The following is a 25,887-nucleotide window of genomic DNA, read 5'->3' on the forward strand; positions in this document are numbered from 1 at the left end:
TTGAACCATTGCTGCGGCGTTGGCTAGCCATACTGGTCACCAGCGCCGGTCTTAGGTTGACGACGCAGCCATTACCTTAATCACATTGAAGCGTAGCGACGACCTGCGAAAAGTCGAGTTGCGCAAGACGATCCCGGTGGATCCAGAAATGGAGCATGCATCCGATATTGGAGTGCCAATCAAGAAACGCAAGTTCGCCTTGTATTTGAAGTAAGAGCGTGTCTTCCAAATGCTCTTCAGTCGCATCCTGCGGACCGCTGCCATATCCCAGCATCTGATGAAGCGCTGTTTGGAAGTGGCGGTACTGGCCGTTGCTCACGCTTGGGGTCTTCCAGTAATTCTGCCGCGTCAGATTCCTAACGTAGCTCGAGGGCGCGTGGCCGGAGATATCGACGTCCTGGGTCGCCATGCAGCGGATCGTATGATTGATGGTGTTACCGAGATCGCTCGCGATTGTACTCACATATACCCTCACCTGCTCGTCAGCTTCCCGTAGGTTTTCGTCATGTTGAACCACCAGGATCTGAAGCTCGCTTTCATTTCCGGATCAACGTCGTCCATCGGTGTCAGCCCCCGGCAGCGCTCGAGCCATCCGATTGCACCAGCGCGAAGGCGCTTCAATTCCGCGGCTGCCTCGTCGGTGGGCGGCTTGCCATAGTAACCACGCGTCAGATCGCGCGAGACGTGCGCCAACACCGACCGAACCACGAGACTGATAAGGAGCCAGTTGAAGGGCCAATCCTCATCTTTCTCGTATTCGGCGGCGGTTCGGAATTGAAGCAGATCGCTTTCGTGCTGCACGCCCGTCCCCAGCGTCCTGCATAACTCCTCGATCATGAGCTCACCTCCAACCGCATCCTCGAGAAAGTAGAAGTCGAGGAACGGCAGGAACGAAAGCGGATACTTGAATTCGACCTTGGAATGAAAGTCGAGGACCGGATCGAGCCACCTGACCTGGCTTTCACCGTCAGTCCCTCCCAGCGGCATGAGATTTGGCGGCGGCTCGCGGTCGGGATACGCACCGCCGCCGGTAGGACTATAGAGAACGCGGCAAGGTGGATGTCCTTCGCCAACGAACACCGAGCTGCAGAAGAAATAGAGCGTGCCCCGCTTTGGTAAAGGCGACCAGCCTGACCCAGGCACGTCGGCCAGGTCAATTTGAGCCACGAAAGTGAGCGCAACCGTTTCTAACGTCTTGTTCGCCCTGACTTCCGCCGTCGGCCACTCAAGCTGCGGGGGCAATCTGGGGAGTCCACCGAAAAAGCTCCGCGCCGGGTGCGTGAGCGGTACGGGCAGATCACTGCGTCTGACAAGAACAGCAGGCCGCGCCGTTTCTTCGAGCTCGTCTCGTTCGGATAGCGCCATCAAGATCGTCTCACGACTTCTGCGTGCATCTGGGAGATCGAACCATTTGGTGCAACCGCAGACAAGTGATTCTTGTATGCTGCCTCCTATGCGCTTCGTGTGCGATGGACATTGAGGGGCCTCCCAGCGCTCACTCGCCCGGAACTAGTCGCCCCAGCGGGGCCTGCGCCGGGCGCCGCAGCTTGCGGCGTGACAGATAGAGCAGGATTCCGGTGACCGAGAACAGCGGCATCAGGGCGGCGGCAATCATGAAGGCGAGCTTGCCGGGCCAGCCCAGGATCGCGCCGCGATGGATGTCGAGCACATTGGCGATGATCTTCTCGCCCAACGTCTTGTCGGCGTAACGTTCGGCGGCGGCGAGCTGACCGGTGACGGCATCGATGCGGAATTCATCGCGCGTGGTGTCGAGCGTCGAATCCTTGCCCCACGACCGGATCCGTATTGCGGTGCCCGGGCTCGGCGGCAACGTCAGCAGAGCCCTGGCAAAGCGGTCGCCCTCCTCACGCCGGAACGTCGTCCATGCCAGATCGAACCCGATCGGCTGGGCCGGCTCGGAACGGGCCGCCGCATGCGGCGCCTTCGCGGACATTTTTGGCTGCATCTTCGCGGCACTGACCTCGGGGCGCGCCAGCAGCCAGACGACGCCGTCCTTGTACCAGTCGAACGAATACCACAGGCCCGTGAGCGTCATCACAAGATAGACCGGAAGAACCCAGGTGCCGATCACCGCATGCAGCGAGCGATGCAGCCCGCGCCCGCTGAGATCGAGATTGGGCTTCAGCCACATCTTGACGCTGCGCACGCGGCGGGGCCAGCGCAGCACGAGGCCCGAGACCAGCAAGACGACGAGGCCGAGCGCGGCCACACCGGTGATCTGGCGGCCCCAGCCCTTTGCATCGCCAGGGATCAGCAGCCAGCGATGCAGCTTCCGAACCGTCGCGAAGAACGCCTCGCCGCGCGGCGCACCCAGCACGCGCGCATCATAGGGGTCGACATAGAGCGAATTCGGCCGCTCGCCCTGCTCGTCGCGCGCGAAGCGGACCCGCACGGCCGCAGTCGGATCGCTCGACAACATGACGGCCGAGACCTGACCGAGATTTTGCCACGCTCTCAGCCGCGCGACCAGCTCGTCCGGCATCAGCGCCGGCATCTCGCGCGGCACGACGTGCATGATGCCGGCGTTGAGATGATCGACGATCTCGTCCTCGAAACTCATGATCGCGCCGGTCAGCGCGATCAAAGCGAGCAGCAGCGCGAGCACCAGGCCCGCGATGGAATGGACCTGGAGCAGGACAGTTTTGATCATGTGCCCGGGTCGCGCGGCCATGGCTAGAACTTCACCGTCGCCGAGAGAGACACCCGGCGCGCGTCGCCGATGGCGACACCCAGATTGTTCTGCGCAGAAGTATAGTAGACCGTGTCGAACAGGTTCTTGACGTTGAGCTGGTAGATGACGGGCAGCGTCTGATGCTTCGTCTCATAGCTCGCGAAGATATCCGCGACCACATAGGACGGCAGCACGAACGTATTCAACGCATCGCCTGGCCGGTCGCCGACATAGCGCGCGCCGCCGCCGAACCTGAGCTGGCCGGGAAGAACGGTCCCAAAATCATAGACCAGGTAGAGCGATGCCGTATTCATCGCAACGTTCTGGAGCTGCTTGCCGGCATATGTCGGATCCTCGGTCACACGGGCATCGGTGTAGCCATAGCTTCCGATCATGCTCCAATTGTCGGAGAGCCGGCCGGTGACGTCGATCTCCAGTCCGCGCGAGCGAACCTTTCCGGCCGCGGTGTAAACGTTGAGGCCAGTTGCAGTGTTGAGCTGGCTGACCAGCACGTTCTGCTTCTCGATATCGTAAACCGCGAGCGTGCCTGAGAGGCGCTTGTCGAGATCGAACTTGAGCCCGGCCTCGTACTGCGTGCCCTCCTCGGGTGCGATGTTCGATCCGAGCACGACGCCGCCGCTATTGCTCAGCGGAGCGATGGTCGAGTTCGGCTTCACCGACTGGGTGTAGCTCGCATAGAGCGAAATCTGGTCGGTGAGCTTGAAGATGGCGCCACCGAGCGGGAGCACGGCGTCCGCCGACACGTTGGTGTTGGTGACGAACGGCTTCCCGCGTCCGGCGATCTGATCGTAGTCCATGTAGCGCACACCGCCGACCAGCGCGAACCGCTCGGTCAGATGCAGCGTGTCCTGGAAGAACAGCGACCACTGGCCGAGCTTGTCGGTCTGGGCGCTGTCGGTATTTGACACCGTGGTGCCGGGCCCTATCAGGCCGTAGACCGGGTTGTAGACATTGAAGGAGGGAGCCGCCTGCCGGATCAGGTTGTCGCGGTAAATCGTGCGATACTGTCCGTCGCCGCCGAACAGCACCTCGTTGCGCATGTTGCCAAGCCAGAAGCTGCCCGAGATGTAGGACGTCCCATAGCTCGAATTGCTCAGCGAGCCCTGCGTGCCGTCATTGCTGCGCGTCTCGACACCGGTTGTCGCGTTGACGCCGGTGATCCGGAGCTGGTTGGCACTGAAGGTCTCCGTGTTGTAGCTGTACCCGGCAAACAGCTTCCAGTCCTGGTTGAGGCGATGCTCGACCGAGGCCTGGATCAGGTCGGACGTCCCCCAGACGTTATTGTAGGGCTCGTCGAGCCGGCGCGTGGCCGGAATCGCCAGCGGAGCGCCATTGATGAACGCGGTGCCGCGGTCGAACGGATAGATGAACTCGCGGTGCTCGTAGTTCAGCTGCACCGTGGTGTCCTGGCCGTACCACGCGAGCGAGGGCGCTACCAGCATCTCGCGGTGACGACCGAAATTGCGCCAATGATCCTCGCTGACGCCGTAGCCGATGAAACGATAGGCGAGCCCCTGGTCGCCGATCGGACCGGTGACGTCGAGCAGGCCGTCGGCCCCGGTCTTGGAGGCACTGAAGGCCGAGCCGAGCAGCGTGACCGAGCCATGTTGATAGAGCTCGGGCCGCTTGCTGATGGTGTTGACGATGCCGCCGGGGTCCATGATGCCGTAGAGCAGCGAGGCCGGGCCCTTCAGCACCTCGACGCTTTCGACCGCCGGATTAAGGCTGCGGCCCTGCACGAGCGGCATGCCGTTGCGCATGATCGAGCCGTCGCGGTTGTCGCCGAAGCCACGGCGGATCACCGCGTCCTGGCTGCCGGCAAGCGTGTTGGTCTGGGTGACGCCGGAGACGTTGATCAGCGCGTCGTCGATGTTGCGCGGGAGCTGATCCTTCAGCACCTGCGCGGGGACGACGTTGACGGCCTGCGAGGTGTCGAGGGGCGAGGCGCCGCTGCGCAACGTGGTCGAGCTCGGCATCGCACGATAGCCGAGCTTGGCGGCCTGTTGCGCAGCGGCTTCTGCGGCGGCGCGCTCCGACAGCGTCGGCGCCGCGGGTGCGGGATTGCGACTAGGCTGGCGGCGGGCAACGGCTTGGTTGCGGCGTGAAGACTGATCCGATGCGCGGGCCGGCTTCGGTCGTGGCGCCGGAGCTTCCACCGTCACCGGCGGCAGAGCCGATTGGGCCTGTGCGCTCGTCGTGATGGAGGGATATTCGATGAGCAGCACCGCTGCTCCCATGAGAAGACCTGCACGGCTCTTGCCGGCACGAGTTCGATGGCCGCTGACGCAGCCATCCACGAAGGCACGCACTTTGATTCCACTTCAAGTCAAGAACGTTGAAGCGTGCGCGTGTAACAGCCGTCGGGATCGAGGAGAACTGTCGCCGGGCTTGAATCGCTCTAGTGTTGAGTCATTCTAAGAAGAAGCCGACGCCGAACGGCAATCGTGAATTGCCGGTGCACCGTGCATGACACGCTGCAGGCGAAATTGCGACAGCGTGTCCGGATATTTCACGATCACGCGATCGCAGGAGCGACCAGCTCGTCGAGCTTCCGCTTGAACGCACTGCCGTCCGACAAAGCGCGGAGCGGCGGACGCACGCGCAACCAACCTGCATCGCCGGTCTGCGTCGCGAGGATCGCCTTCAGCGTTGCCACCAGGGAGGGCGTCTTCAGCACGACGTCGATCGCCGCCTGCATGCGCGCCTCGACGTTCTTGCCGTCAACCATCGCCTTGACCAGCTCCGGCGCAATGTTGGCCATGCCGCAGATGGTGCCGGCGCCGCCGGCGGCGATCGCGCGAGTGATATCGGCTTCGTTGCCGACGGTGATAGCGAGCTCGGGCGCGGCGGCACGGAATGCCAGGAACTGCTTGAAGTCGCCGCTGGAGTCCTTCAGACCGGCAACCACCTGGCCGTAGCGCTTGCGCAGGCTTGCGGCGACTGTCGTCGGGATCGCAACGCCCGAGACTTGCGGAATGTGGTAGAGCGAGGCGCGCAGGCGATCGTCGGCAACACCGTCGATGATGGCGGCAAAGGCGTCCTCGATGCCTTCAGACGTGACACTTCGATCGAAATAGGGCGGCAGCAGCAACACGTGGCGCAGGCCGAGGCCGAGCACGGCGCGCGTCAGCGCAATGCTGTCCGTGATGGCGGGAAAGCCGCCGCCGATTCCGATGCGCTCCGGCGCGATTCCCGCCCTGAGCATCGCCTCGATCGTCGCAATCCGTTCGGCGGCGTTGAATGAGGTCCCCTCGCCGGTGGTGCCGAACAGCACGACGCCGTCGACGCCCTTGCCGAAGAGGTGCTTGGCGTGAGAGGCGAGCTTGGCTGCGTCCACACTGCCGTCCGTTGCCAGCGGCGTCGCCGACGCCACCCAGAACCCGCGAATCGCCTCGGTCATCACACCACCCTTTGCTGCTGCACCCGGCCAAGCCGCTGATCTTCAACGATCTTTCGCGCTTGCCGAGGCCACGTTTTCACTTTACTTTTGTTCTTGTACCTTACATACAACATTGATGCAAATCCTCTGCGCCGTGGGCGCAGTCAGATCTTGAGGAGGTCTCGCATGGACATGGTGACCCCCACCGGACGCCCCGACCAATTGCTCGGCGCGTTGCGCGACAGGCTCGGCGCGCTGGCAGTGCTTGTTGGCACCGATGTGCCGGCGCGCAATTGCAACGACTGGAGCGCGAGCCTGCCGCAGACGCCGCGCGCGGTGATCCGCCCCGTCGATGCGCAGGGCGTTGCCGACGCGATTACGACCTGCCGGCAGGCGCATCTGCCGTTCGTGCCGCAGGGCGGACTCACCGGCCTGTGCCGCGGTGCTTCGCCGGAAGCTGGCTGGGTCGCAATCTCGCTGGAGCGCATGACGGGCATCGAAGAGATCGATCGCGCGTCCGCCACGATGACGGTGAAGGCCGGCACGCCGCTGGAGACGATCCAGAAGGCGGCGGACGAAGCCGGCTTCTTCTTTCCGCTCGATCTCGGCTCGCGCGGCTCCTGCGCGATCGGCGGCAATCTCTCGACCAATGCCGGCGGCAACCGCGTGATCCGCTACGGCATGACGCGCGAGCTGGTGCTTGGTCTCGAAGTGGTGCTGCCGGACGGCACCATCATCACCAGCCTCAACAAGCTGATGAAGAACAATGCCGGCTATGACCTGAAGCATCTGTTCATCGGCTCGGAAGGCACCCTCGGCATCATCACCCGCGTGGTGCTAAAACTGTTTCCGAAGCCGCGCTCGACCATGGCCGCGCTGTGTGCGTTGAAGGATTATGCCGCGGTGATCGCGCTGCTCGACGCGGCGCGCTCAGGGCTCGGCCCGCTGCTGTCCGCCTTCGAGGTGATGTGGCCGGATTATTGGGATGTGATCACGACGCGCGCCGGCGTGAAGCCGCCGGTCGCCCCAGGCCACGGTCTCTACGTGCTGGTGGAAGCGCAGGGCACCGACGAGAGCGTGGATGCGCCGCGCTTCCAGAGCTGGCTCGAGGAGCTGATGGAGCGCGGGCTGCTGGCGGATGCCGCGGTGGCGCAATCGCTGGCGCAGACGCAGAGCTTCTGGCGCGTGCGCGACATCTGCGCCGAGTTCGGCCAGGTGCTGGGGCCGCACATCTCCTACGACATCGGCCTTGCGGTGGCACGGATGGACGAGTTCGTCACACGCTGCAAGGCCGCGCTCGCTTCAGGCATCAAGGGTTGCGAGAGCGTCTATTACGGCCATATCGGCGACGGCAATCTGCATCTCGTCTCCTGGGTCACCGGCCTTTCCGTCGCGCAGCAGCCGAAGGAGGAGATGGACGCGATCATCTACGGTCTGGTCCGCGAGCTCGGCGGCAGCGTCTCCGCCGAGCACGGCATCGGCACCTTGAAGAAGCAATGGCTGGGCCATGCGAGGGGCGAGGCCGAGATCGCGCTGATGCGCACGCTCAAGGCGGCGCTCGACCCCGATCACCTGCTCAATCCCGGCAAGGTGATCTGAACGCATCATGCGATCGCTCAAGCTCGATATGCCGAAATCGCTGTCGCAGCGGGTGATGCTGCGGCTGCGCCAGGCCATCATCGACGGCGAGTTCGCGTTGGGCGCTGCCATCTCCGAGGAGATGGTCGCCAATTCCTTCGGCGTCAGCCGCACGCCGGTGCGCGAGGCCATGGGCCAGCTGCAGGCGCAGGGACTGGTGGTGATCCGACCCCAGGTCGGCAGCTTCGTCTTCACGCCGAGCGCGGACGACATCCATGCGCTCTGCACTTTCCGCATTGCGCTCGAGCCCAAGGCCGCCGAGCTCGCCTTCCGCAATGACCGCGACGGCGCGATTGCGTCCATGAGCGCCGCGATCGCGGCGATGGAGCCGGCCGTCGCGGCCAAGGACAACATCGCCTATGGCCGCGCCGACACCGCGTTTCACGAGGCACTGTTCGCCCATTGCGGCAACCGCTATCTCGCCGAATCCTATCAGCTCGTCTCCGGCCGCGTCGCCGCGCTCCGCACCAATCTGACCTCGCCGATCGACGTGCGCACCCGCACGTCCTTCGACGAGCACCGCAAGCTGCTCGATCTGTTCGCGCGCGGCGAGTTCGCCGCCTTCGAAGGCCTGATGACGACGCACATCACGAATTCGGGAATGGTCTATGCCACGGCGCTGAAGGTGGATTGAGCGCGTCTACCGCTCCTCCTTCGATCCCGGCCTGTCCAGAAAATCCAGCGCGGTGTTGATCTGCTCGAGCTGGTGCTCGATTCGGTCGCGATCCTCCACCGATGGCGCCGCTTCGAGCTGCTCCACCAGCTTCTGCTTCCGCATCAGCAAGTTCTCTATGACCGTACCCACGATTCCCCCATCGCCAGAGGCGACGTCACGGGCGCCGAATCGATGGAGGCGCGCGCAACCCGGGCCCGCGTCGAACCCTCCATCTGAATGTTGCTGGGAGCGATTGGTTCCACCGGCGCCGTGCCGGATCGCACTACTTCTTGGTGATATTCCAGTAGACCGGGACCGCCCCCTTTACGAGGCCGTCGACGTTGCTGCGTACCGCCCGCACCAGATAGAGCTGTGCAGCAGGCCAATACGGCACATAGTCGACGGCGCGGAGCTGGAGGTCGGCTGCGATCTTCTTTTTCTGCTCGGGATCTGTCGCCAACGCGAATTCGTTGCGCAGCTTTTCGATCTGCTCGTCGCAAGGCCAGCCGAACCAGGCCTTGTCGCAATTTGCGCGCAGCCCAAGGTGGCCGACCGGCTCGAACATATCGGCGCCCGTCGGTCCCGACATGAACAGCGACCAGCCGCCCTTGTCGACGGTTTCCTTGGACGCGCGGCGTCCGACCAGCGTGCCCCAGTCCATCGCCTGCGGCTCGACCTTGAGGCCGATCTGGCGCATCATCTGCTCGGCGACGAGGCTGAACGTATTCGTCGGTCCGCTCTCGGTCGCGTGCAGCACCACGACCGGCGTACCGTCATAACCGCTGTCGGCGATCAGCTTCTTGGCCTTTTCGATATCGGGCTTGGTCCAGCCGGCAGCCGTGAAATAGGGCGACGAGCACATGTAGAAGCTCGGGCAGCTCTTGTAGAGCTTGGGGTCGCTGACATAGGCTCGCGCGAACTTGTCCTGGTCGATCATGTAGCTGATCGCCTGCCGGACCTTTGGATTGTTGAACGGCGGGACCGAAATGTTCATGCGGAACACCATCTGCATGCCGAGCGTGTCCTGCGGCATCGTCTTGATGTCGGGATTGCCGGCAAGCGTCGGCAGGAAGTCCGGCGGCACCTCCTCGAAAATGTCGATCTCGCCGGCCTGGAGTGCATTGAGCGCGGTCTGCGCATCCGGGATGTAATGCCATTCGACCCGGTCGACCTTGGCGAGCTTACCGCCGGCAAGCCCACTCGCCGGCTCCGCGCGCGACTTGTAGGACGGGCTCTTGACGTAAACGACCTTGGAGCCCGGAACCCACTCGTCCTTCTTCATGATGAAGGGACCCGAGCCGGTCGCATCCGTGATGGCGGTGTCCGCCGGCGTCGCTGCGATCCCCTTCGGCATGATGAAGGGCACATTGGAGCTCGGCTTGGAGAGCGCCTCGATCACCAGTCCCCAAGGACGTTTGAGCTTCAGCTCGAAGGTTTTTTCGTCCTTAACGGTCAGGCTGTCGCTGACGGAGGCAAGCTGTTGCCCAAGGCCGTCACGCTGCCACCAGCGCTTCAGCGAAACGACCGCGTCTTCCGCGGTGACTGGCTGACCGTTGCTGAAAGTCAGGCCGCCGCGCAGCGTGAAGGAATAGGTGAGTTGATCGCCGCTGACCGCGAAGGACTCGAGCATTTGCGGTTGCGCGACGAGCTTCTCGTCCAGCGAGAACAGCGTGTCGTACACCATATAGCCGTGGTTACGAACCATATAGTCGGACGTGATCACGGGATCGATCTGCTTGAGATCGCCGAAGGGGCGGATCTTGAGCACCGTCTCCGCAACGGCAGGCGATATTGCACCCAGCCAACCTGCCGCCATCATGACCGCAAATATTCCGTTCGGCGATCTCATTTGGTACTCCTCCCGTTTTCTGTTTCTAGGCGACTGCGTCGGTGGCTACTGCCCGGCTCGGACCCGGCGCGTCGAAGCGTGGCAGCGATCCTGCGTGATGACAGGCGACGGCATGGCCGGGCGTGACTTCAGTCATCGCCGGCGCCTCTTGCGCGCAAATGTCCGTCGCGAACGGACAGCGCGTGCGAAAGCGGCATCCGGACGGCAGCGAAGCGGCACTCGGCACCTCGCCTTCGAGAGCCGGGCGGCGGCGTCGGTTGCGCGGGTGGATTGCGGGGACGGAATCGATCAACGCGCGCGTATAGGGATGCGCCGGTGCAGCGAACACGGCTTTCGCCGGCCCCTGCTCGACGATGGCGCCGAGATACATCACCGCCACGTCGTCCGCGAGATAGCGCACCACGGCGAGATCATGCGAGATGAACAGATAGGAGATCCCGATCTCGCGCTGCACATCCTTCAGGAGATTCAGGATCTGGGAGCGGATCGACACGTCCAGCGCCGCGACCGCCTCGTCCGCGACGATCAGCGCGGGATCCGCGGCGAGCGCCCGTGCGATGCCGAGGCGCTGCCGCTGTCCGCCCGACAGATGATGCGGCAGACGTGCGCGAAAATGCTGGGGCAGGCCGACCTGGTCGAACAGACGCGCGACCTTCCGCCGTCGCGACACCGCATCGCCGATGCCGAAATTCTGCAAGGGCTCTTCGACGATCTCCGACGCGGTCATGCGCGAGTTGAGGCAGGCGAAGGGATCCTGGAACACCATCTGCACCTGCTGGCGCTTCCTGCGCAGCGTCTCGCCCGAGAGATTGCCGAAGTCCTCGCCATTGATGTGGACGGAGCCGGCCGTCGGCCGCAACAGGCGCACGACCATGCGGCCGATCGTGGTCTTGCCGCAGCCGCTTTCACCAACGAGGCAGAAGGTACGTCCGCGCGCGACGACGAAGCTGACGTCGTCGACGGCGCGAAGATCGCGCCGGCCGAACAATCCGAACGGCCCCTGCCGTGAGGTGAAGATCTGGGTCAGACCTGAGACTTCGAGGACGGCGCTCATGCCGGCACCATCGCGCCGGCCCTGCCCAGCCAGCATGCCGTCAAGTGCTCGTCAGCGCCCGACAACAACGGCGACTCCGAGTGACACACCGGCATCGCCGCGCCGCAGCGCTGGCGAAAGGCGCAGCCCGTGCCGAGCGAGACCGGGCTCGGCACGCTGCCGGGAATCTCGGCGAGACGATCGCGGGTGCCGCTGTTGAGCTGGCCGATCGCCCCAAGCAGGCCGCGCGTATAGGGATGGGCCGCGGCATCGAAGATGCCGTTGACGCCGGCCTGCTCGACGATGCTGCCGGCGTAGAGCACGACGACCCGGTCGGCCATTTCCGCGACGACCCCGAGATCGTGCGTGATCAGGAGCACGGACGTGCCGAACTCGCGACGCAGATCGTCGATCAGGGTCAAGACCTGGGCCTGGATGGTGACGTCGAGCGCGGTGGTCGGCTCGTCGGCGATCAACAATGCAGGGCGCAGGGCGAGCGCCATCGCGATCATCACGCGCTGCCGCATGCCACCGGAAAGCTGGTGCGGAAATTCGGAGGCCCGCCGCCGCGCATGCGGAATGCGGACGAGATCGAGCAATCCGACCGCCTGCCGCCGCGCGTCCGCCTCGGACACGCCACGATGCTCGACGATCACCTCGGCGATCTGCTGGCCGACCCGCAGCAGCGGATTGAGCGACGTCATCGGCTCCTGAAACACCATCGCGAGACGGTCGCCCCGGAGCTTGCGCAGTTCCTCGGCCCCGAGCGTGACGAGATCGCGCCCCTCGAAGAGGATGCGGCCGGAAGCGACCTGCATGACGCTTCGGTTGAGCAGGCCGATGATGGAGAGCGCGGTCAGGCTCTTGCCGCAGCCGCTCTCGCCGACGAGGCACAGCGTTTCACCCGGATCGATCGCAAACGAGACGTTGCGGACGAGCGGCACCGGGGTGCCTCGGGTGTTGAGCGTAATGGAGAGGTTCTCGACGGAGAGCAGCGGCGTACTCATCGCATCTCGCCCCCCGCAAAGCTCGGATCGAGCAGGTCGCGAAGCACATCGCCGAGCAGATTGGCGGCGAGCACCGTCATCGCCAGCATCAAGGCTGGGAAGCCGAGAATCCACGGCGCGATCTGCAGGAACTGCCGTCCCTCCGACATCATGTTGCCCCAGCTCGGCACGTCGGGCGGCGTGCCCGCACCGAGAAACGACAGGATCGATTCCAGGATCATCGCGGAGGCAAAGACGTAGGTCGACTGCACCATGATCGGCCCGGCAGCGCCGGGCAGGATGTGACGATGCAGGATGGTCACGGTACGCCCGCCACAAGTGATAGCGGCCTCGACATAGACGCGTTCGCGCAAACTGAGAACGCTGGCGCGCACCACGCGCGCCATGCGGGGAATTTCCGGGAGGCTGATCGCCGTGACGATCACGATGGGGGAAGCGCCAATCAGCGCCACGAGTGCGATCGCGAGCAGGATCGCGGGGATCGCCATCACAGCATCCATCGCGCGCATCACGATCTTGTCGACGCTGCGGAAATAACCGGCGATGACACCGGTGCACACGCCGATCAGCGTGGTGAGAACAGCAACGGCAATGCCGACCGACAGCGAAACCCGCGTTCCCACCAGCGCGCGGGCAAACACGGAACGTCCGACTTGATCGGTGCCGAAGGGCTCCGCCAGCGACGGCGGTTGAAGCCGGTTCAGCGGGTCCAGCGCGGCGGGATCCGCGGTGATCCACGGGCTCACGACGGCCGTCACGCCAAAGGCGAGCAGCAGAGCGCAACTCAGAGCCAGTATGGGCTGGCGAACCGGCAGGCTCGCGATCTGCGCAAACCGGTTGACACCGATGTCCGGGGCATCGAGCCCTTCTGCTGCGTGGGTCATCGCCATCGGCTCGTCCTGCATCAGTACCGGATCCGTGGATCGACGACAGCGTAGAGAATGTCGACCACGAGATTGACGACGACATAGACGAAGGCGAACAGCAGGATCAGGGCTTGCACCACCGGATAGTCGCGCCGGAGAATGGAGTCTGCGGTCAGCCGGCCGAGGCCGGGAATGGAAAACACGGTCTCGGTAACGACGACGCCGCCGAGCAGCGCGGCAAATCCGATGCCGACGACCGTGATGATCGGGACTGCGGCATTGCTGAGCACGTGCCGTGCGATGATTTTGCGGGCCGCGAGCCCCTTGGCATGGGCGGTGCGGACATAATCTTCGCGCAGCACCTCCAGCACCGCAGCGCGCGTCACCCTCGCAATCAAGGCGATATAGAGGAAGCTCAGCGAGATCGCGGGCAGCACGAGCGAATGCAGACAGGCCAGCATGCCCTGCGACAGCGGCTTATAGCCCTGCACCGGAAACCAGTGCAGGCCGAGTGCGAGCGTATAGACAAGCGCGAAAGCGACGACGAAGACCGGCAATGAGAAGCCGAGCACCGCCCCCGCCATGGTCAGGCGCGCGACGAGCCCCCTCGGACGATAGGCGGCGACGAGGCCGAGCGGCACGGCTACGACGACCGCGATCGTGATCGTCATGAGAGAGAGAAGCAGCGTCGGCTCGATCCGCTGCGCGACGAGCTGCGAGACCGGGATGCGGCTGAACAGCGACAGGCCGAAATCGCCGCTCAGGATGCGGCCGGCCCATGCGAGGAAACGCGGCAGCAGCGGCAGATTGAGTCCGAGCGCCTGGCGCACCGCCTCCACCTGTGGCGGCGAGGCGAAGTCACCGGCGATCAGCACGGCGGGATCACCCGGCACGAGGCTGAGCAGCAGAAAGACGAATACCGCGACGGCGAGCAGCACGGGGATAGCCGCGAACAGCCGACCGACCACATAGCCGGTCATGCCGAGCGCCCGCAAATGCGGACCGGCGATCGCCGGACGCCATCCAGCCCACGCACCATCGCCTCCCTGGTCTTAGTTAAACGTTTTTCTAATGAAGCACGGAAGCTGGTCTATCGCAACGGTAATGTACATTTTTCATGCGTCTTTTGGCTTGCCTCCAGTCAATCCAAACAATACAAAAACGTTTAACAGGAGAAGAATTGATGTCGGCAGGGCCGTTGCCCACTATCCACGAGGTCGCCCGGCTCGCCGGTGTCTCCGTGGCCACCGTGTCGAAGACGCTCAACCGGTCGGGCAAGGTCAGCGAGCTCCTCCAGGCGCGCGTCAATGCGGCAGCACGCAAGCTCGGCTATGCACCGCATGCCAGCGCCCGCAGCCTGCGCAGCGGCGCCACGCGCATCCTCGGGCTGCTCGTGGCAGACCTCGCCAATCCCTACTTCCTGAAGCTGGTCGAAAGCATCGAGTGGCTGTCGAGCGCGGCAGGCTATTCGGTCATTCTCTGCAACAGTGCCGAAGACCCCGGGCGCGAGGAGCGGCATCTTGCCATGCTGCTGTCGCAGCGCGCCGACGGCGTCATCGTCATCCCGACCCGGCGCGGCTGGAGCGGACGCCAGGCCGCGCTGGCGGACTTGCCGATGCCGGGCATTCTGGTGGACCGACGCATCGAGGGGCTGGACCTCGATTCGGTCACGACCGACAATGTCGCGCTGGGACGGCTCGCGGCCGAACATCTCGACGATCTCGGCCATCGCCGCATCGCCGTGATCATGGGATCGCCCGAGCATCAGATCGCGCGCCACCGCCTCGATGGCCTCAGAAGCGGCCTGGCCTCGCGCGGCATCACCCTCGACGAACGGCTGATCGAGAAGGACAATTTCTCCGAGGCCGCCGGCCATGCCGCCGCAATGCGGCTCCTGCGGCATGCGCAGCGACCGACCGCGATCTTCGCCACCAACAATCATCTTTCGCTCGGACTGCTTCGTGCCATTGCCGAGAGCGGGCTCACCATTCCCGACGACCTCTCCGTCATCGCGGTCGACGAGCCTCCGTGGGCCGGCTTGGTGCGGCCGGGCATGACCATCGTGACGCAGCCATCCGAGGCGATTGCCCAAACCACGGTCTCGACCCTGCTGTCGCGAGTTTCGGAGGGACGTTCCGGCGTCGAGGGAGAGGCGAGATCGATCCAGCTTCAGCCGGCGCTGGTGGTGCGCGGGTCCACCGCCGCGGTCCGGACATAGAGATGAGTGATGCGCCCGGCCTTGCGCCTTCCACCGGCATTCTTGCGCTGTCCGCCGTCGACGCCATTGCCGAGATTCGCAAAGGCCATCTGTCGCCGCTCGACGTGGTCGATGCCGCGATCGACAGGATCGAAGCGACGGATGCGGGGATCAACGCGATTCCGGTTCGCTGCTTCGAGGCCGCACGGGGTGAAGCACAGCGGCTTATGGAGAAAAAGGCGGCCGGCGAGGACTGGCCCCTGCTCTGCGGGCTTCCGCTCGCGGTCAAGGACAACACCGATGTCGCAGGCGTGCCGACCAGCGGCGGCAGCGCGCTGACGGCCCGCGGCGCCCCCGAGATATCGAATCCCGCAATCGATCGTCTCCAGCGCAATGGCGCCATCGTCGTGGGCAAGAGCAATCTGTCGGAGCTCGGCGGCGCCAACACCACCAACGCGCTGTTCGGCGCGACGCGCAATCCGTTCTTTCCCGCGCTGACCGCGGGCGGCTCCTCCGGCGGATCGGCAGCGGCGCTGGCCGCGCATCAGGTCTTTCTCGCCCATGGCAACGATGTCGGCGGCAGCCTGCGCACGCCGGCCGCATTTTGCGGTGTTGCGGGGCTGAGGCCCACACCGGGCCTCGTGCCGAGAAAGCCGCTCTCCGATCCGTTCGACACCGTTTTCGTCGAGGGACCGATGGCGCGGACGATTCCCGATCTTGCCTTGATGCTGGATGCGATGGCCGGCTTCCATCCGCCCGATCTGTTGTCGCGCGAGCATCCCGCATCGTTCCGCAACGCCGCCGCACGACCCGGATGGGCGGGGCGAATAGCGGTGTCCGAGGATCTCGGCCTGCTGCCGGTCGATCACGACATTCGTTCCGCCTTCCGCGGCGCGATCGACCGGCTCCAACCCGCCGGCTGCAGGATGAGCGAGACCGCCCCTGACCTCGCCGGGCTGCCGCGCGTGATCCGCGCGCTACGTGGTCTCGCCTATCTTGCCACCTGGGGCAGACTTTGGCCGCAATCGCGCGCGGCCTTCACGCCCGAGGTGGCAGGCGACATCGCCCATGGTGAAAGCCTCTCCGCAACAGACATCGCGGCCGCGATGGAGCAGCGCGCGGCCATCTACCGGCGCATGCAGGGTTTCTTCGGCGACATCGACATCCTGATCTGCCCGACCGCGCAGGTCGCGCCCTTTCCGGTCGAGATCATGTGGCCGGCCGAGATCGAGGGGACCGCATCGAAGATCTACATCGACTGGATCATGATCACCTATGTCTGGTCGATCCTCGGCTGCCCTGCGCTGGCGGTGCCCGCCGGCCGCGATGGGGCCGGCATGCCGGTCTCCTTGCAGGTCGTCGGCCCACCGCACAGCGAGGAGCGCCTGATCTCCTTCGCGGCCGCGATCGAGCAAACGTTCACCTCGCGGCCCTGAGGAACAGCGCAGCCGTAAGGAACCTGATCTTTCACGCGCCCGTCGGTTGAATTCGCAGGCCCGGAGTCCTATGCGTAAGCGCCATGGACACCCAGATCATCACCGCCGAAAAGCCCCTGATGGCGCAGGCGCGCCCGCGCAAGCCGGCACCGTTTCTCCCCATGAGCCGCGCCGAGATGAACGCCCTCGGCTGGGACGCCTGCGACATCGTCCTGGTGACGGGGGATGCCTATGTCGACCATCCCAGCTTCGGCATGGCCATCATCGGCCGGCTGCTGGAAGCGCAGGGTTTCCGGGTCGGCATCATCGCGCAGCCGGACTGGCATTCGGCGGAGCCGTTCAGGGCGCTCGGCAAGCCAAAGGTGTTCTTCGGCGTCACCGGCGGCAACATGGATTCCATGGTGAACCGCTACACCGCCGACCGTCGCATCCGCAGCGACGATGCCTATACGGCGGGCGGCGAAGGCGGCAAGCGGCCGGACCGCTGCACCATCGTCTACGCCCAGCGCTGCCGCGAGGCGTTCAAGGATGTGCCGATCGTGCTCGGCGGCATCGAGGCCTCGCTGCGCCGGATCGCGCATTACGATTACTGGTCCGACAAGGTGCGCCGCTCGGTGCTGGCCGATGCCAAGGCGGACTTGCTGCTCTACGGCAACGCCGAGCGCGCCGTGGTCGAAGTGGCGCACCGGCTCGCGGCCGGCGAAGCGCCGCGCGAGCTCGACGACATCAGGGGCGTGGCGCTGTTCCGAAAAGTGCCGGACGATTACACCGAGCTGCACGCCGACGATCTCGAGTCCGCCGACGAGGGCGCCTCGCGCCAGAAGGGCGCCACAGTAATTCGCCTGCCGGCGCTGGAGCAGGTCGAGCAGGACAAGGAAGCCTATGCGCGCGCCTCGCGCGTGCTGCACCGGGAGAGCAATCCCGGCAATGCGCGGCCGCTGGTGCAGCGTCACGGCGACCGCGATCTCTGGCTCAACCCGCCGCCGATCCCGCTCACGACGGAAGAGATGGACGCGGTCTACGACCTGCCTTACGCGCGCGCGCCGCATCCCTCCTATGGCGAGGCCAGAATCCCTGCCTGGGAAATGATAAAATTCTCGGTGACGATCATGCGCGGCTGCTTCGGCGGCTGCACCTTCTGCTCGATCACCGAGCACGAGGGCCGCATCATCCAGAACCGCTCGGAAGGATCGATCCTGCGCGAGATCGAGCGCATCCGCGACAAGACGCCGGGCTTCACCGGCGTCATCTCCGACATCGGCGGCCCCACCGCCAACATGTACCGGATGGCGTGCAAGGACCCGAAGGTCGAGGCGGCATGCCGCCGTCCCTCCTGCGTCTTCCCCGAGATCTGCCCGAACCTCAACACCTCGCATGACGATCTGATCCGGCTCTATCGCAAGGTGCGCGAGACCAAGGGCATCAAGAAGGTGATGGTCGCCTCCGGCGTGCGCTACGACCTCGCGGTCGAGAGCCCCGAATACATCAAGGAGCTCGTCACCCATCACGTCGGCGGTTACTTGAAGATCGCCCCTGAACATACCGAGCGCGGCCCGCTCGACAAGATGATGAAGCCGGGCATCGGCGCCTATAACAAGTTCAAGCGCATGTTCGACGAGGCGGCCGAGCGCGCCGGCAAGAAATATTACCTGATTCCCTATTTCATCGCGGCGCATCCGGGCACGACCGACGAGGACATGATGAACCTCGCGCTGTGGCTGAAGAAGAACCGCTACCGCGCCGACCAGGTGCAGACCTTCCTGCCCTCGCCGATGGCGACCGCCACGGCGATGTACCACACCGGCGTCAACCCCTTGCGCGGCGTGCGCCACGGCGGCAGCGACAAGGTCGAGGCGATCAAGGGCCTGCGCCAGCGCCGCCTGCACAAGGCGTTCCTGCGCTACCACGACCCCGACAATTGGCCGCTGCTGCGCGAGGCCTTGATCGAGATGGGCCGCCGCGACCTGATCGGCTCGCAGCCGCATCAGCTCGTGCCTGCGCACCAGCCGCCCGGCACCGGCAAGGCCGCCGGCACCAGGCGGCCCATGCGGCCCGGCGGCAAGACGCAGCGGTTCACGACCAAGGGCCTGCGGGTGATGAAGTAGCGGGGCGGGTTTGGTGCGGCGCCTTCCTCCACACCAAAGCTCGAAAACAACCCCATGCACAGTAGCCGGGGGTAGCAAGATCAACGGCTTACGAGCGCGATGCGATTTGGCGTGATCGCCGGCGGCCCCAGCCCCGTCAATCGCGGCCTGATCCGCCCGGCGAATGACGAATTTCCGTTTTTACGAAATAGGGCTTGTTCGTCGGGCAAAACAGGCGTATGATGCCACCATCGCGGAACGTGGATGAGCGAACCCGTTCTGCCGGTCCGTATCGATATCCCTGAGCTCCAGTGCCGTACCGAGCGCGAGACTGCTCCGCGCCTGATTCGACTCGTCGCAGGAACGAGGATCATGCTCGGACTGCGCGTCCGATCACATCGGCTCGCCGACATCGCGGCGATAATGCCTCGGCGAAGTTCCGAAGCGGCGGCGGAAACAGCGGTTGAAGTAGGAGACCTCGTTGAATCCGCAGGCATAGGCGATATCGCTGATCTTCGATCGGTCGTAGCGCGAGTCGAGCAACATCTTCCGTGCCTTCTGCAGCCGCAGCTCGGTGACACGTTCGGTAAAGCTCGATCCGGTCTCCTGGAGCAGTTCCTGGACGTAACGCGGCGAAAGCCCTAAATTGCGTGCAAGTTCGCCTGGCGAAAACGACGCATCAGCGAAACGCGCCCTGAGATTCGCGATCACGTCCTGCAGCCGCGCGGCACGCAAGCCGCGGCGAGTTGCAAGTTCGGCTGAATCGCCGCGGGCGCCGAGGACCAGCGCGACCAGATCGATGAGATGCGTACTGATGTTCTCCTTCAGTACGAGGTCGGCATCGATATCGGAGTCGATGATAATGGCGAGATAGCGCTCCAGGTGACGCAAGGCCGGCGATGCAGCCAACGGCGTCAAGGCAAGGTCCTCGAAATTCGGCAGCCGCTCGGCCAGCAGCGCGCGCGGCACCGTGATGCCGCGAAAGGCGATCGGCCCATCAAGTTGCGACGCGATCGGCGCGGCGTTGGTATAGAGCATCGCCTCCCCCGCGCCGCGAATGGCTTCGCGGCCTTCCTGCCTGATCAGCGTACTCACACCGTTGAACGTGGTGCCGATGATGTAGTCGCCGCGGGTATCGGCTTCGACGTGACGCTGGGTACGCACTGCCGTCTGAATATTAGCCTCAAGCTGGGTGACCGCGATATCGCCGAGTTTCAGGAATTCGGACCGCGAGTAAAACGGCGCATCGGGAAAGAACGAAATGTCTGCCGCGCACAAATGATCGGTGAACAGGTCGAGCCATAGCCGCTGGCGCGCACCTTCGTCGAGATGGGCAGGAAGCTGATCCGAAGCGAATACGACCTTGGACATCGTTGCACGGCAAAGCTGTGGATGTAACGGGATACCGCGGCAGAGTTGATCGCGGCGCAAGCGTTACCAATGCGGTAAAGCGCCGCACGCTCTGCGGGAATGGATTGACTGTCGCACGAGTCCAAGTCGGGCGCGCCGCTGTCCAACTCCGTGACGCAGTGAACGCGCGAATGTATCCACCGAGCAACACGGCGTTCGAAAAGGGCAGACGATGCGGAATCGTCCAACTCGGGTGCAGGCCAGGACAAGAAGCCGATGGCCATGACGTGTCAGTAACTTGGCCATCAAACGAAGGCGGCAAGGGCGTGGTGCGCTGCGCCTGGTGACGGGGGCGTTCCGGTAGTTTTGAAGCGCCTCCTTTGGAATTGGAATTGGGGGGTGGAGTGAAGAAGCTGACATCACTGACGGGCGCTTCATTGGCTGGCGCCTCGATCATGGTTTCTGCAGGAGCTCTGGCCGCCGACCTCACTGTGAAGGCGCCGCCGAGGCCGCCATGGACCGATAGCTGGGCAGGGCCCTATATCGGCGCTTATTTCGGCGCCGGTGCTGGACGTGTGAAGGAAACCTCGGCGGGCGCTTTCAGCAGCAGCTCGGTCTCGACAAACGCCGGCGTGGTCACGTCGAGCTCGACTCTGATTGGGACGACTGCGAGCAATCTCTCGGGCGATGTGACCGGTTCGATGGTCGATCTGTTTGCGGGGTATAATTGGCAGGCCGGAAATATCGTGGCGGGCGGGCAGGTTGAAGGCACGGTCTTTTCCGATGTCGCCTTGAAGCCGTTCGGCAACCAGACCTTCAACAGCGTCAGCACCAATGTGCTGCTCGGTGTGGTGACCGGGACCACTACCAGCTCGTCCATTGCGCAGAGCAACCAGCAACTGCGCTCGCGCGTCGGTCTGATCGGCCGGCTCGGTTTTCTCGCGCGTCCGGATCTGCTGCTGTATGGCCTCGGCGGCCTCGAGCTCGGTCACTTTACCTTTGCCGACAGCGCCGATCCCTTTGGGGGCGATAACGGCAAATGGGTGGCCGGCTACACGGTCGGCGCCGGCGGCGAGTTGAAGCTGACCGGCAATTGGTCGCTGCGCGGCGAATACCGGTACTTGAATTTCGGCTTCAATCGGAGCGCAGCCAGCAGCGCAACGGCCAGCTCGGTGACGGGCGCAACCACTTTCGTGTCGACCAGCGGCGAAGCCTCTTCGTCACATACAAATGCCGATTTCCACCTGGCCAAGATCGGTCTGGTCTACCAATTCGGCGACGGCGGACCGCTCTCCGCAATGGCGGCGATACCTCCGGCAGGACGCGGGACGCCATCCGCAACCGCCTGGGGTGATAGCTGGGCTGGTCCCTATATCGGTGCCTACTTCGGCGCTGGCGCCGGGCGCGCAAGGCAGACCTCCACGAGAATCGACGACGAAGGCAGTGTCAGCACTGTCGGCGGGACGTCGGCGTTCACGCAATCAGGATTCGGCAATCTCTCCGGCGATATGACGGGGTCGATGGTCGATCTCTTCGCGGGCTACAACTGGCGAACCGGCAATGTCGTGGTTGGCGGGCAGATCGAAGGCACCCTGTTCAGCGACGTCACCACGAAGACCGTCGGCATCGAGGCATACAGCTCGGCTTCGAGCGACAACGGCGTCGTCACCTCGACCAACTCAGGGACGAACAGCATCGAAGACCGGCAGCAATTGCGCTCGAACATCGGCGTGGTCGGCCGGGCCGGTTATCTGGTGACACCAAATGTGCTGCTTTACGGCCTCGGCGGCCTGGCGCTGGGGCATCTGACCTATCCCGACGGTTATCCTGATTCCGAAGTGCGCGTCGGCGGCAAGAACGGCAAATGGGTGGCCGGCTATGTCGCGGGCGCCGGCGGCGAGGTCAAGCTGACGGACAACTGGTCGCTGCGCGGCGAATACCGCTATATGCATTTCGGATACGACCGCAACGAGCCGTCAGGCAACTCGCAGACGTCCGTATCGGGTGGTGGTACCAGCACGTCCACCAACAGCACCGTCAGCGCGCGGCATTACGACGCTGATTTCCACGTCGGCAAGGTCGGTCTGGTTTATCAATTCGGCGCGTCAGGTCCGCGGTCGGCGATGGCGGCACTGCCGGGCGTGGCCTGGAACGACGGCTGGGCGGGACCTTATATCGGCGCCTATTTCGGCGCCGGCGCTGGACGTGCCGCGGAAACCTTCACGACCAACGAAAAAAGCACGAGCAGTTTCACCAGCGTCGGGACCACGACGTCCACCAGCACCCAATCGGCGGCCGGCCGTCCCGTCGGCGACGTGACCGGCTCGATGGTCGACCTTTTCGCGGGCTACAATTGGCGCGTCGGCAATGTCGTCGCCGGAGGCCAGATCGAAGGCTCGGTCTTTTCCGACGTTACGTTCAAGACCATCGGCCCTCAGACATTCTCCTCCGTTGATACCTCGAATGGCGTTGTCACCACGACGACTTCATCTGCGCAAACCGCCGGAAACCAAATCCAGCAGCGGCTGCGTTCGAATGTCGGCCTGATCGGCCGCGCCGGTTATCTGGTGACGCCGAACGTGCTGCTCTACGGCCTCGGTGGCCTGGCGCTGGGACATTTCACCGCCCCCGACGGGAACATTCTCCGCGGCGATGTCGACGGTAAGTGGGTGGCCGGCTACACGGTAGGCGCCGGCGGTGAGGTGAAGCTCACGGGCAACTGGTCGCTGCGCGGCGAATATCGCTATACGCATTACGGCTTCAGCCGCAACGAAACCAGCAGCTTCTCATCGAGCGCGCAATCGACGGGATCCTCCAGCGCCTCTTCGTCCGTCGACAGCACCAACCGTCAGATCAATGCCGACTTCCACACCGGAAGGATCGGTATGGTCTACCGGTTCGGTGAAGGAGGACCGCCCTCGGCCACGGCGGCGCTGCCCGGCGCCCCCAGCGACCACTGGGCAGGCCCCTATCTCGGCGCCTATTTCGCCGCCGGCGCAGGCCGCGCGCGGCAAATCCTCGCATCGACTGCTGACTCTGCCCAGCAGAACTTCAACGGCGCGGTGCTGACGACGGATTCCGTCAGCAACACGACGAGCCGTGGCAGTGCCGCCGGCGACACGACGGGCTCGATGGTCGATCTGTTCGCAGGCTACAATTGGCGGGCCGGCAATATCGTGGCCGGCGGTCAGATCGAAGGCACGCTGTTCTCGGATGTTGCCTTCAAGACGACCGGCGAGCAAACGAGCAACACCCGTCAAGTTCTCAACGGTGTCGTGACCACAAGGGTCAATCCGAGCACGATGCAAGCCAGCGAGCAGCTGCGCTCGAACGTCGGCGTGATCGGCCGGGCCGGCTATCTCGTGACCCCGAAGCTGATGCTCTACGGTCTCGGCGGCCTGGCGCTCGGTCATTTCACCTTTCCCGACCCCGGCGGCGTCGACGGGCCCAACGGCAAGTGGGTGGCGGGCTATACGGCTGGCGCGGGCGGCGAGTTCAAGCTCACTCAACGATGGTCGCTGCGCGGCGAATATCGCTACACGCATTTCGACATCGACCGCAGCGAGACACGCACCAGCTCGAGCACGCAGATCCAGGGCGCGACAACCATTCTCAGGTCCAACGCGGACAGCACGTCGCGCAAGACCAGTGCAGATATTCACATCGCGAAGATCGGTGCGGTCTATGGCTTCTGCTATTGCGACTAGGGGTACGGTGGCAAACGCGCATGCGGATGCTGGTTGCGATCACCGCCATGAATTAGGTCGGCAAAAGCCGGGACTCGATCGTTCCATGGGTGCGCCGCCTCTCGGCGCAATTTGAGGGAAGTCATGAAATCCATTGTCTCTGGTACTCTCCTGCTCTCGGCTCTCTGTCTCTCTCACGCCGTCTCAGCGGCCGATCTCGGCAGGGCTTACACCAAGGCGCCGCCCGCGCCGGTCGCATTCAGCTGGACCGGTTTTTACGCCGGCGTGCATGGCGGTTATGGCTGGAGCGATCCGACCGCGACCTTCGATCCGGGCGCGCTCGCAACCGGGACCGTGCCCGGCTATGTCGTCACGGGCGGGACTGGGCCGTTCACCCTGGATGTGAACCCCAAGGGCGGATTCGGCGGCGGCCAGATCGGCTATAACTGGCAGTCCGGCACGTTCGTGTACGGTCTGGAAGCGGATGTCAGCGGCGCAGCCATCAGGGAGACGGCGAGCCGCCCGTTCAGCGTCACCGGCACGATCGGCGGCGACAATGGCGCCTTCACCGGCGTATTCAATCTCAAGCAGGAAATCGATGTCTTCGGCACGATCCGCGGACGTCTCGGATACGCGGCGAACAATCTCTTGATCTACGGTACCGGTGGCTTCGCCTGGGGCCACGTCAAGAACAGCATCTTCACCTCCAATCTCGCCACGCCGAACATCGCCAATTTCAACGGCTTCTTCCCGGCCCTGACGCGAAGCGCGTCCTCGTCGGAGGTCCAGGTGGGCTTCTCCGCGGGTGGCGGCCTGGAATGGGCTTTCGACCCGCGCTGGACGTTCAAGGCCGAGTACATCTACATCAATCTCGGAAAGTCGAACGGCAATGCGCTTGCATTCCCCGGAGCGTCCTTCACGGACACCGAGGTTCAGCTTCATACGGCCAAGGGCGGCATCAACTATCGGTTTTGACTGAATGGATTTGGTGGTGCTTAGTGGTGGTAACGCAGGCGCGCCTAGTAGTGAACCACGGGCAGCGCAGAGCAAGTCTGCTCTGCCCCGAAACTCAGACGTCAACTTGTTCGGCTATCGCGAGGGCGTCATCGACCCCGATGTCGAAATAATCGAACGGTACTCTCGGTCTTCCGAGTCTGGCCGCTGAGCAAAAGAGGAGTCCGAGTCAATCGGTGGTGCCGGATGAACGAGTTATCAAGCGCTTTCGACGGCCTCTTCAAAAGCGAATTTTCGATCAACCAAGCGGTTGGACGGAGCGTCACGTATGTGCGCCGGGGCAAGTTGCTGGGTGGCAATTCAGGGTTTGCTCATATTGGGAAATACCATGTCGAGGGGGACTCAATACGTGTCGATGTGACCAGCCGACGACACAATTTTGGCGCCGATCATCAGTCTCTACTCGGTTCCGACGTCTCGTCAATTTCTGTCGTTGGAGGGGCGGTTGGTAAGGCGTTTCACTTCGAGGGCAGTTCCCCGCAGGTGCCCGGTGCCGTCTTTCGATCCATCATGACCCCGCTGGATGAAAGCGACCTTCCGGCGCCCGGGAAGATTGGTGAAGGTGGCATTTCCAACGGATTGTACTCCATCCATCTAAAAATTTTGGACGGCGTCCCCGGCGGCCTGACTGGGGTGATGCTAATGAACAATGGCCGTATCTTGGGTGGCGATGCTTTTTTCTATTATCTGGGGTCATACTCCTCCTCCAATGGCCGATGGAGAGGGCAGATGGTCAATCAAGAGCATACGCCAGCGCGAGGGGAAGACCCGGTATTCGGCGGACACGAGATTGGAATTGGTTTTTCGGGAACGTGCGATGCCAAGGGCGGTATTCTTGAAGGCACGGCGCTTGCGGGCAAGCGCAGCATCAGGTTCGAAGCTGCTCTGGAATTGATCTGCGCTGCTTAGGGGCTGCGAAAGCTGAGGGCGCAGCTGCTGGCGAAGCTAGAAGATCGGTTTCGCTCCGAGTTGGTCTTGCG

20 protein-coding genes are annotated in these 25,887 nt (G+C 64.0%); 8 read left to right on the top strand and 12 right to left on the bottom strand.

All coding sequences use genetic code 11. The features are described 5' to 3' along the window. Positions 1-76 precede the first annotated feature (76 nt). From P0R31_RS24775 to P0R31_RS24795, 5 genes are all read right to left on the bottom strand, one after another. The gene (locus P0R31_RS24775) at positions 77-409 is read right to left on the bottom strand and encodes a DUF1963 domain-containing protein (protein WP_275516865.1); all 333 of its coding nucleotides are present in this window, start codon (positions 407-409) and stop codon (positions 77-79) included. A 62-nt stretch (positions 410-471) separates the two neighbouring features. Next, positions 472-1,365 carry a DUF1963 domain-containing protein gene (locus P0R31_RS24780; RefSeq protein WP_275516950.1) on the bottom strand — a complete coding sequence of 298 codons (894 nt, stop codon included), beginning with the start codon at positions 1,363-1,365 and terminating at the stop codon, positions 472-474. Positions 1,366-1,495: 130 nt separating this feature from the next. Beyond that, positions 1,496-2,692: a PepSY-associated TM helix domain-containing protein gene (locus tag P0R31_RS24785; protein WP_275516866.1), complete on the bottom strand. Its 1,197-nt coding sequence runs from the start codon at positions 2,690-2,692 to the stop codon at positions 1,496-1,498. Between the two features lie 2 nt (positions 2,693-2,694). After that, the gene (locus P0R31_RS24790; protein ID WP_430516858.1) at positions 2,695-4,950 is read right to left on the bottom strand and encodes a TonB-dependent siderophore receptor; all 2,256 of its coding nucleotides are present in this window, start codon (positions 4,948-4,950) and stop codon (positions 2,695-2,697) included. A gap of 278 nt (positions 4,951-5,228) precedes the next feature. Next, positions 5,229-6,113 carry a dihydrodipicolinate synthase family protein gene (locus P0R31_RS24795; protein WP_275516868.1) on the bottom strand — a complete coding sequence of 295 codons (885 nt, stop codon included), beginning with the start codon at positions 6,111-6,113 and terminating at the stop codon, positions 5,229-5,231. 165 nt (positions 6,114-6,278) lie between these two features. On the opposite strand from P0R31_RS24795, the gene P0R31_RS24800 reads away from it, so the two are divergent. Both P0R31_RS24800 and P0R31_RS24805 read left to right on the top strand, forming a co-directional pair. Then, positions 6,279-7,691 (top strand): FAD-binding oxidoreductase, encoded by a 1,413-nt coding sequence (locus P0R31_RS24800; RefSeq protein ID WP_275516869.1) that lies wholly within the window; start codon positions 6,279-6,281, stop codon positions 7,689-7,691. Positions 7,692-7,698: 7 nt separating this feature from the next. Then, the gene (locus P0R31_RS24805; protein ID WP_275516871.1) at positions 7,699-8,364 is read left to right on the top strand and encodes a GntR family transcriptional regulator; all 666 of its coding nucleotides are present in this window, start codon (positions 7,699-7,701) and stop codon (positions 8,362-8,364) included. 6 nt (positions 8,365-8,370) lie between these two features. On the opposite strand, the gene P0R31_RS24810 is transcribed toward P0R31_RS24805, so the two are convergent. The 6 genes from P0R31_RS24810 to P0R31_RS24835 form a co-directional block, all read right to left on the bottom strand. Beyond that, positions 8,371-8,508 (bottom strand): hypothetical protein, encoded by a 138-nt coding sequence (locus P0R31_RS24810; RefSeq protein WP_172784656.1) that lies wholly within the window; start codon positions 8,506-8,508, stop codon positions 8,371-8,373. A gap of 160 nt (positions 8,509-8,668) precedes the next feature. Then, positions 8,669-10,234, bottom strand: a complete 1,566-nt coding sequence (locus P0R31_RS24815; protein WP_275516875.1) for an ABC transporter substrate-binding protein — start codon at positions 10,232-10,234, stop codon at positions 8,669-8,671. A gap of 25 nt (positions 10,235-10,259) precedes the next feature. Beyond that, positions 10,260-11,288 carry an ABC transporter ATP-binding protein gene (locus P0R31_RS24820; RefSeq protein WP_275516876.1) on the bottom strand — a complete coding sequence of 343 codons (1,029 nt, stop codon included), beginning with the start codon at positions 11,286-11,288 and terminating at the stop codon, positions 10,260-10,262. Beyond that, the gene (locus P0R31_RS24825; RefSeq protein ID WP_275516878.1) at positions 11,285-12,274 is read right to left on the bottom strand and encodes an ABC transporter ATP-binding protein; all 990 of its coding nucleotides are present in this window, start codon (positions 12,272-12,274) and stop codon (positions 11,285-11,287) included. The genes P0R31_RS24820 and P0R31_RS24825 overlap by 4 nt, the downstream gene beginning before the upstream one ends. Continuing rightward, positions 12,271-13,179, bottom strand: a complete 909-nt coding sequence (locus tag P0R31_RS24830; RefSeq protein WP_275516880.1) for an ABC transporter permease — start codon at positions 13,177-13,179, stop codon at positions 12,271-12,273. Before P0R31_RS24830 ends, P0R31_RS24825 begins: the two co-directional genes overlap by 4 nt. Continuing rightward, positions 13,179-14,120 (bottom strand): ABC transporter permease, encoded by a 942-nt coding sequence (locus P0R31_RS24835; RefSeq protein ID WP_275516881.1) that lies wholly within the window; start codon positions 14,118-14,120, stop codon positions 13,179-13,181. Before P0R31_RS24835 ends, P0R31_RS24830 begins: the two co-directional genes overlap by 1 nt. Positions 14,121-14,323: 203 nt before the next feature. On the opposite strand from P0R31_RS24835, the gene P0R31_RS24840 reads away from it, so the two are divergent. The 3 genes from P0R31_RS24840 (at position 14,324) to P0R31_RS24850 (ending at position 18,878) form a co-directional block, all read left to right on the top strand. Continuing rightward, positions 14,324-15,358, top strand: a complete 1,035-nt coding sequence (locus tag P0R31_RS24840; protein ID WP_275516882.1) for a LacI family DNA-binding transcriptional regulator — start codon at positions 14,324-14,326, stop codon at positions 15,356-15,358. Positions 15,359-15,360: 2 nt separating this feature from the next. Next, a complete protein-coding gene (locus tag P0R31_RS24845) occupies positions 15,361-16,773 on the top strand; it encodes an amidase (RefSeq protein WP_275516883.1) in 1,413 nt (470 codons plus the stop codon). An 83-nt stretch (positions 16,774-16,856) separates the two neighbouring features. After that, the gene (locus tag P0R31_RS24850; RefSeq protein ID WP_275516884.1) at positions 16,857-18,878 is read left to right on the top strand and encodes a YgiQ family radical SAM protein; all 2,022 of its coding nucleotides are present in this window, start codon (positions 16,857-16,859) and stop codon (positions 18,876-18,878) included. Positions 18,879-19,250: 372 nt separating this feature from the next. Here P0R31_RS24850 and P0R31_RS24855 read toward each other — a convergent pair whose 3' ends face one another. Next, on the bottom strand, positions 19,251-20,288 hold the full coding sequence (locus tag P0R31_RS24855) for an AraC family transcriptional regulator (protein ID WP_275516885.1): 1,038 nt from the start codon (positions 20,286-20,288) through the stop codon (positions 19,251-19,253). 323 nt (positions 20,289-20,611) lie between these two features. Here P0R31_RS24855 and P0R31_RS24860 point away from each other — a divergent pair, with 323 nt between their 5' ends. The 3 genes from P0R31_RS24860 to P0R31_RS24870 all read left to right on the top strand — a co-directional run bounded on the left by P0R31_RS24860 (position 20,612) and on the right by P0R31_RS24870 (position 25,816). Further along, the gene (locus P0R31_RS24860) at positions 20,612-23,914 is read left to right on the top strand and encodes an outer membrane protein (protein ID WP_275516886.1); all 3,303 of its coding nucleotides are present in this window, start codon (positions 20,612-20,614) and stop codon (positions 23,912-23,914) included. 123 nt (positions 23,915-24,037) lie between these two features. Beyond that, positions 24,038-24,868, top strand: coding sequence for an outer membrane protein (locus P0R31_RS24865; RefSeq protein ID WP_275516887.1), 831 nt, complete (start codon positions 24,038-24,040; stop codon positions 24,866-24,868). Between the two features lie 225 nt (positions 24,869-25,093). Continuing rightward, positions 25,094-25,816 carry a GrlR family regulatory protein gene (locus P0R31_RS24870; protein ID WP_275516888.1) on the top strand — a complete coding sequence of 241 codons (723 nt, stop codon included), beginning with the start codon at positions 25,094-25,096 and terminating at the stop codon, positions 25,814-25,816. The last annotated feature ends 71 nt before the right edge of the window (positions 25,817-25,887 follow it).

The organism is Bradyrhizobium yuanmingense (assembly GCF_029167105.1).
GTDB classification, from domain to species: Bacteria; Pseudomonadota; Alphaproteobacteria; order Rhizobiales; family Xanthobacteraceae; genus Bradyrhizobium; species Bradyrhizobium yuanmingense_A.

Excerpts from the sequence above, each read along its gene's own strand:
- P0R31_RS24825 (WP_275516878.1), bottom strand. The coding sequence starts at position 12,274 with ATGAGTACGCCGCTGCTCTCCGTCGAGAACCTCTCCATTACGCTCAAC.
- P0R31_RS24870 (WP_275516888.1), top strand. The coding sequence starts at position 25,094 with ATGAACGAGTTATCAAGCGCTTTCGACGGCCTCTTCAAAAGCGAATTT.
- P0R31_RS24865 (WP_275516887.1), top strand. The coding sequence starts at position 24,038 with ATGAAATCCATTGTCTCTGGTACTCTCCTGCTCTCGGCTCTCTGTCTC.
- P0R31_RS24795 (WP_275516868.1), bottom strand. The coding sequence starts at position 6,113 with ATGACCGAGGCGATTCGCGGGTTCTGGGTGGCGTCGGCGACGCCGCTG.
- P0R31_RS24820 (WP_275516876.1), bottom strand. The coding sequence starts at position 11,288 with ATGAGCGCCGTCCTCGAAGTCTCAGGTCTGACCCAGATCTTCACCTCA.
- P0R31_RS24775 (WP_275516865.1), bottom strand. The coding sequence starts at position 409 with ATGGCGACCCAGGACGTCGATATCTCCGGCCACGCGCCCTCGAGCTAC.
- P0R31_RS24845 (WP_275516883.1), top strand. The coding sequence starts at position 15,361 with ATGAGTGATGCGCCCGGCCTTGCGCCTTCCACCGGCATTCTTGCGCTG.
- P0R31_RS24835 (WP_275516881.1), bottom strand. The coding sequence starts at position 14,120 with ATGACCGGCTATGTGGTCGGTCGGCTGTTCGCGGCTATCCCCGTGCTG.
- P0R31_RS24790 (WP_430516858.1), bottom strand. The coding sequence starts at position 4,950 with ATGGGAGCAGCGGTGCTGCTCATCGAATATCCCTCCATCACGACGAGC.
- P0R31_RS24785 (WP_275516866.1), bottom strand. The coding sequence starts at position 2,692 with ATGGCCGCGCGACCCGGGCACATGATCAAAACTGTCCTGCTCCAGGTC.
- P0R31_RS24815 (WP_275516875.1), bottom strand. The coding sequence starts at position 10,234 with ATGAGATCGCCGAACGGAATATTTGCGGTCATGATGGCGGCAGGTTGG.
- P0R31_RS24805 (WP_275516871.1), top strand. The coding sequence starts at position 7,699 with ATGCGATCGCTCAAGCTCGATATGCCGAAATCGCTGTCGCAGCGGGTG.
- P0R31_RS24810 (WP_172784656.1), bottom strand. The coding sequence starts at position 8,508 with ATGCGGAAGCAGAAGCTGGTGGAGCAGCTCGAAGCGGCGCCATCGGTG.
- P0R31_RS24780 (WP_275516950.1), bottom strand. The coding sequence starts at position 1,365 with ATGGCGCTATCCGAACGAGACGAGCTCGAAGAAACGGCGCGGCCTGCT.
- P0R31_RS24850 (WP_275516884.1), top strand. The coding sequence starts at position 16,857 with ATGGACACCCAGATCATCACCGCCGAAAAGCCCCTGATGGCGCAGGCG.
- P0R31_RS24840 (WP_275516882.1), top strand. The coding sequence starts at position 14,324 with ATGTCGGCAGGGCCGTTGCCCACTATCCACGAGGTCGCCCGGCTCGCC.
- P0R31_RS24800 (WP_275516869.1), top strand. The coding sequence starts at position 6,279 with ATGGACATGGTGACCCCCACCGGACGCCCCGACCAATTGCTCGGCGCG.
- P0R31_RS24830 (WP_275516880.1), bottom strand. The coding sequence starts at position 13,179 with ATGCAGGACGAGCCGATGGCGATGACCCACGCAGCAGAAGGGCTCGAT.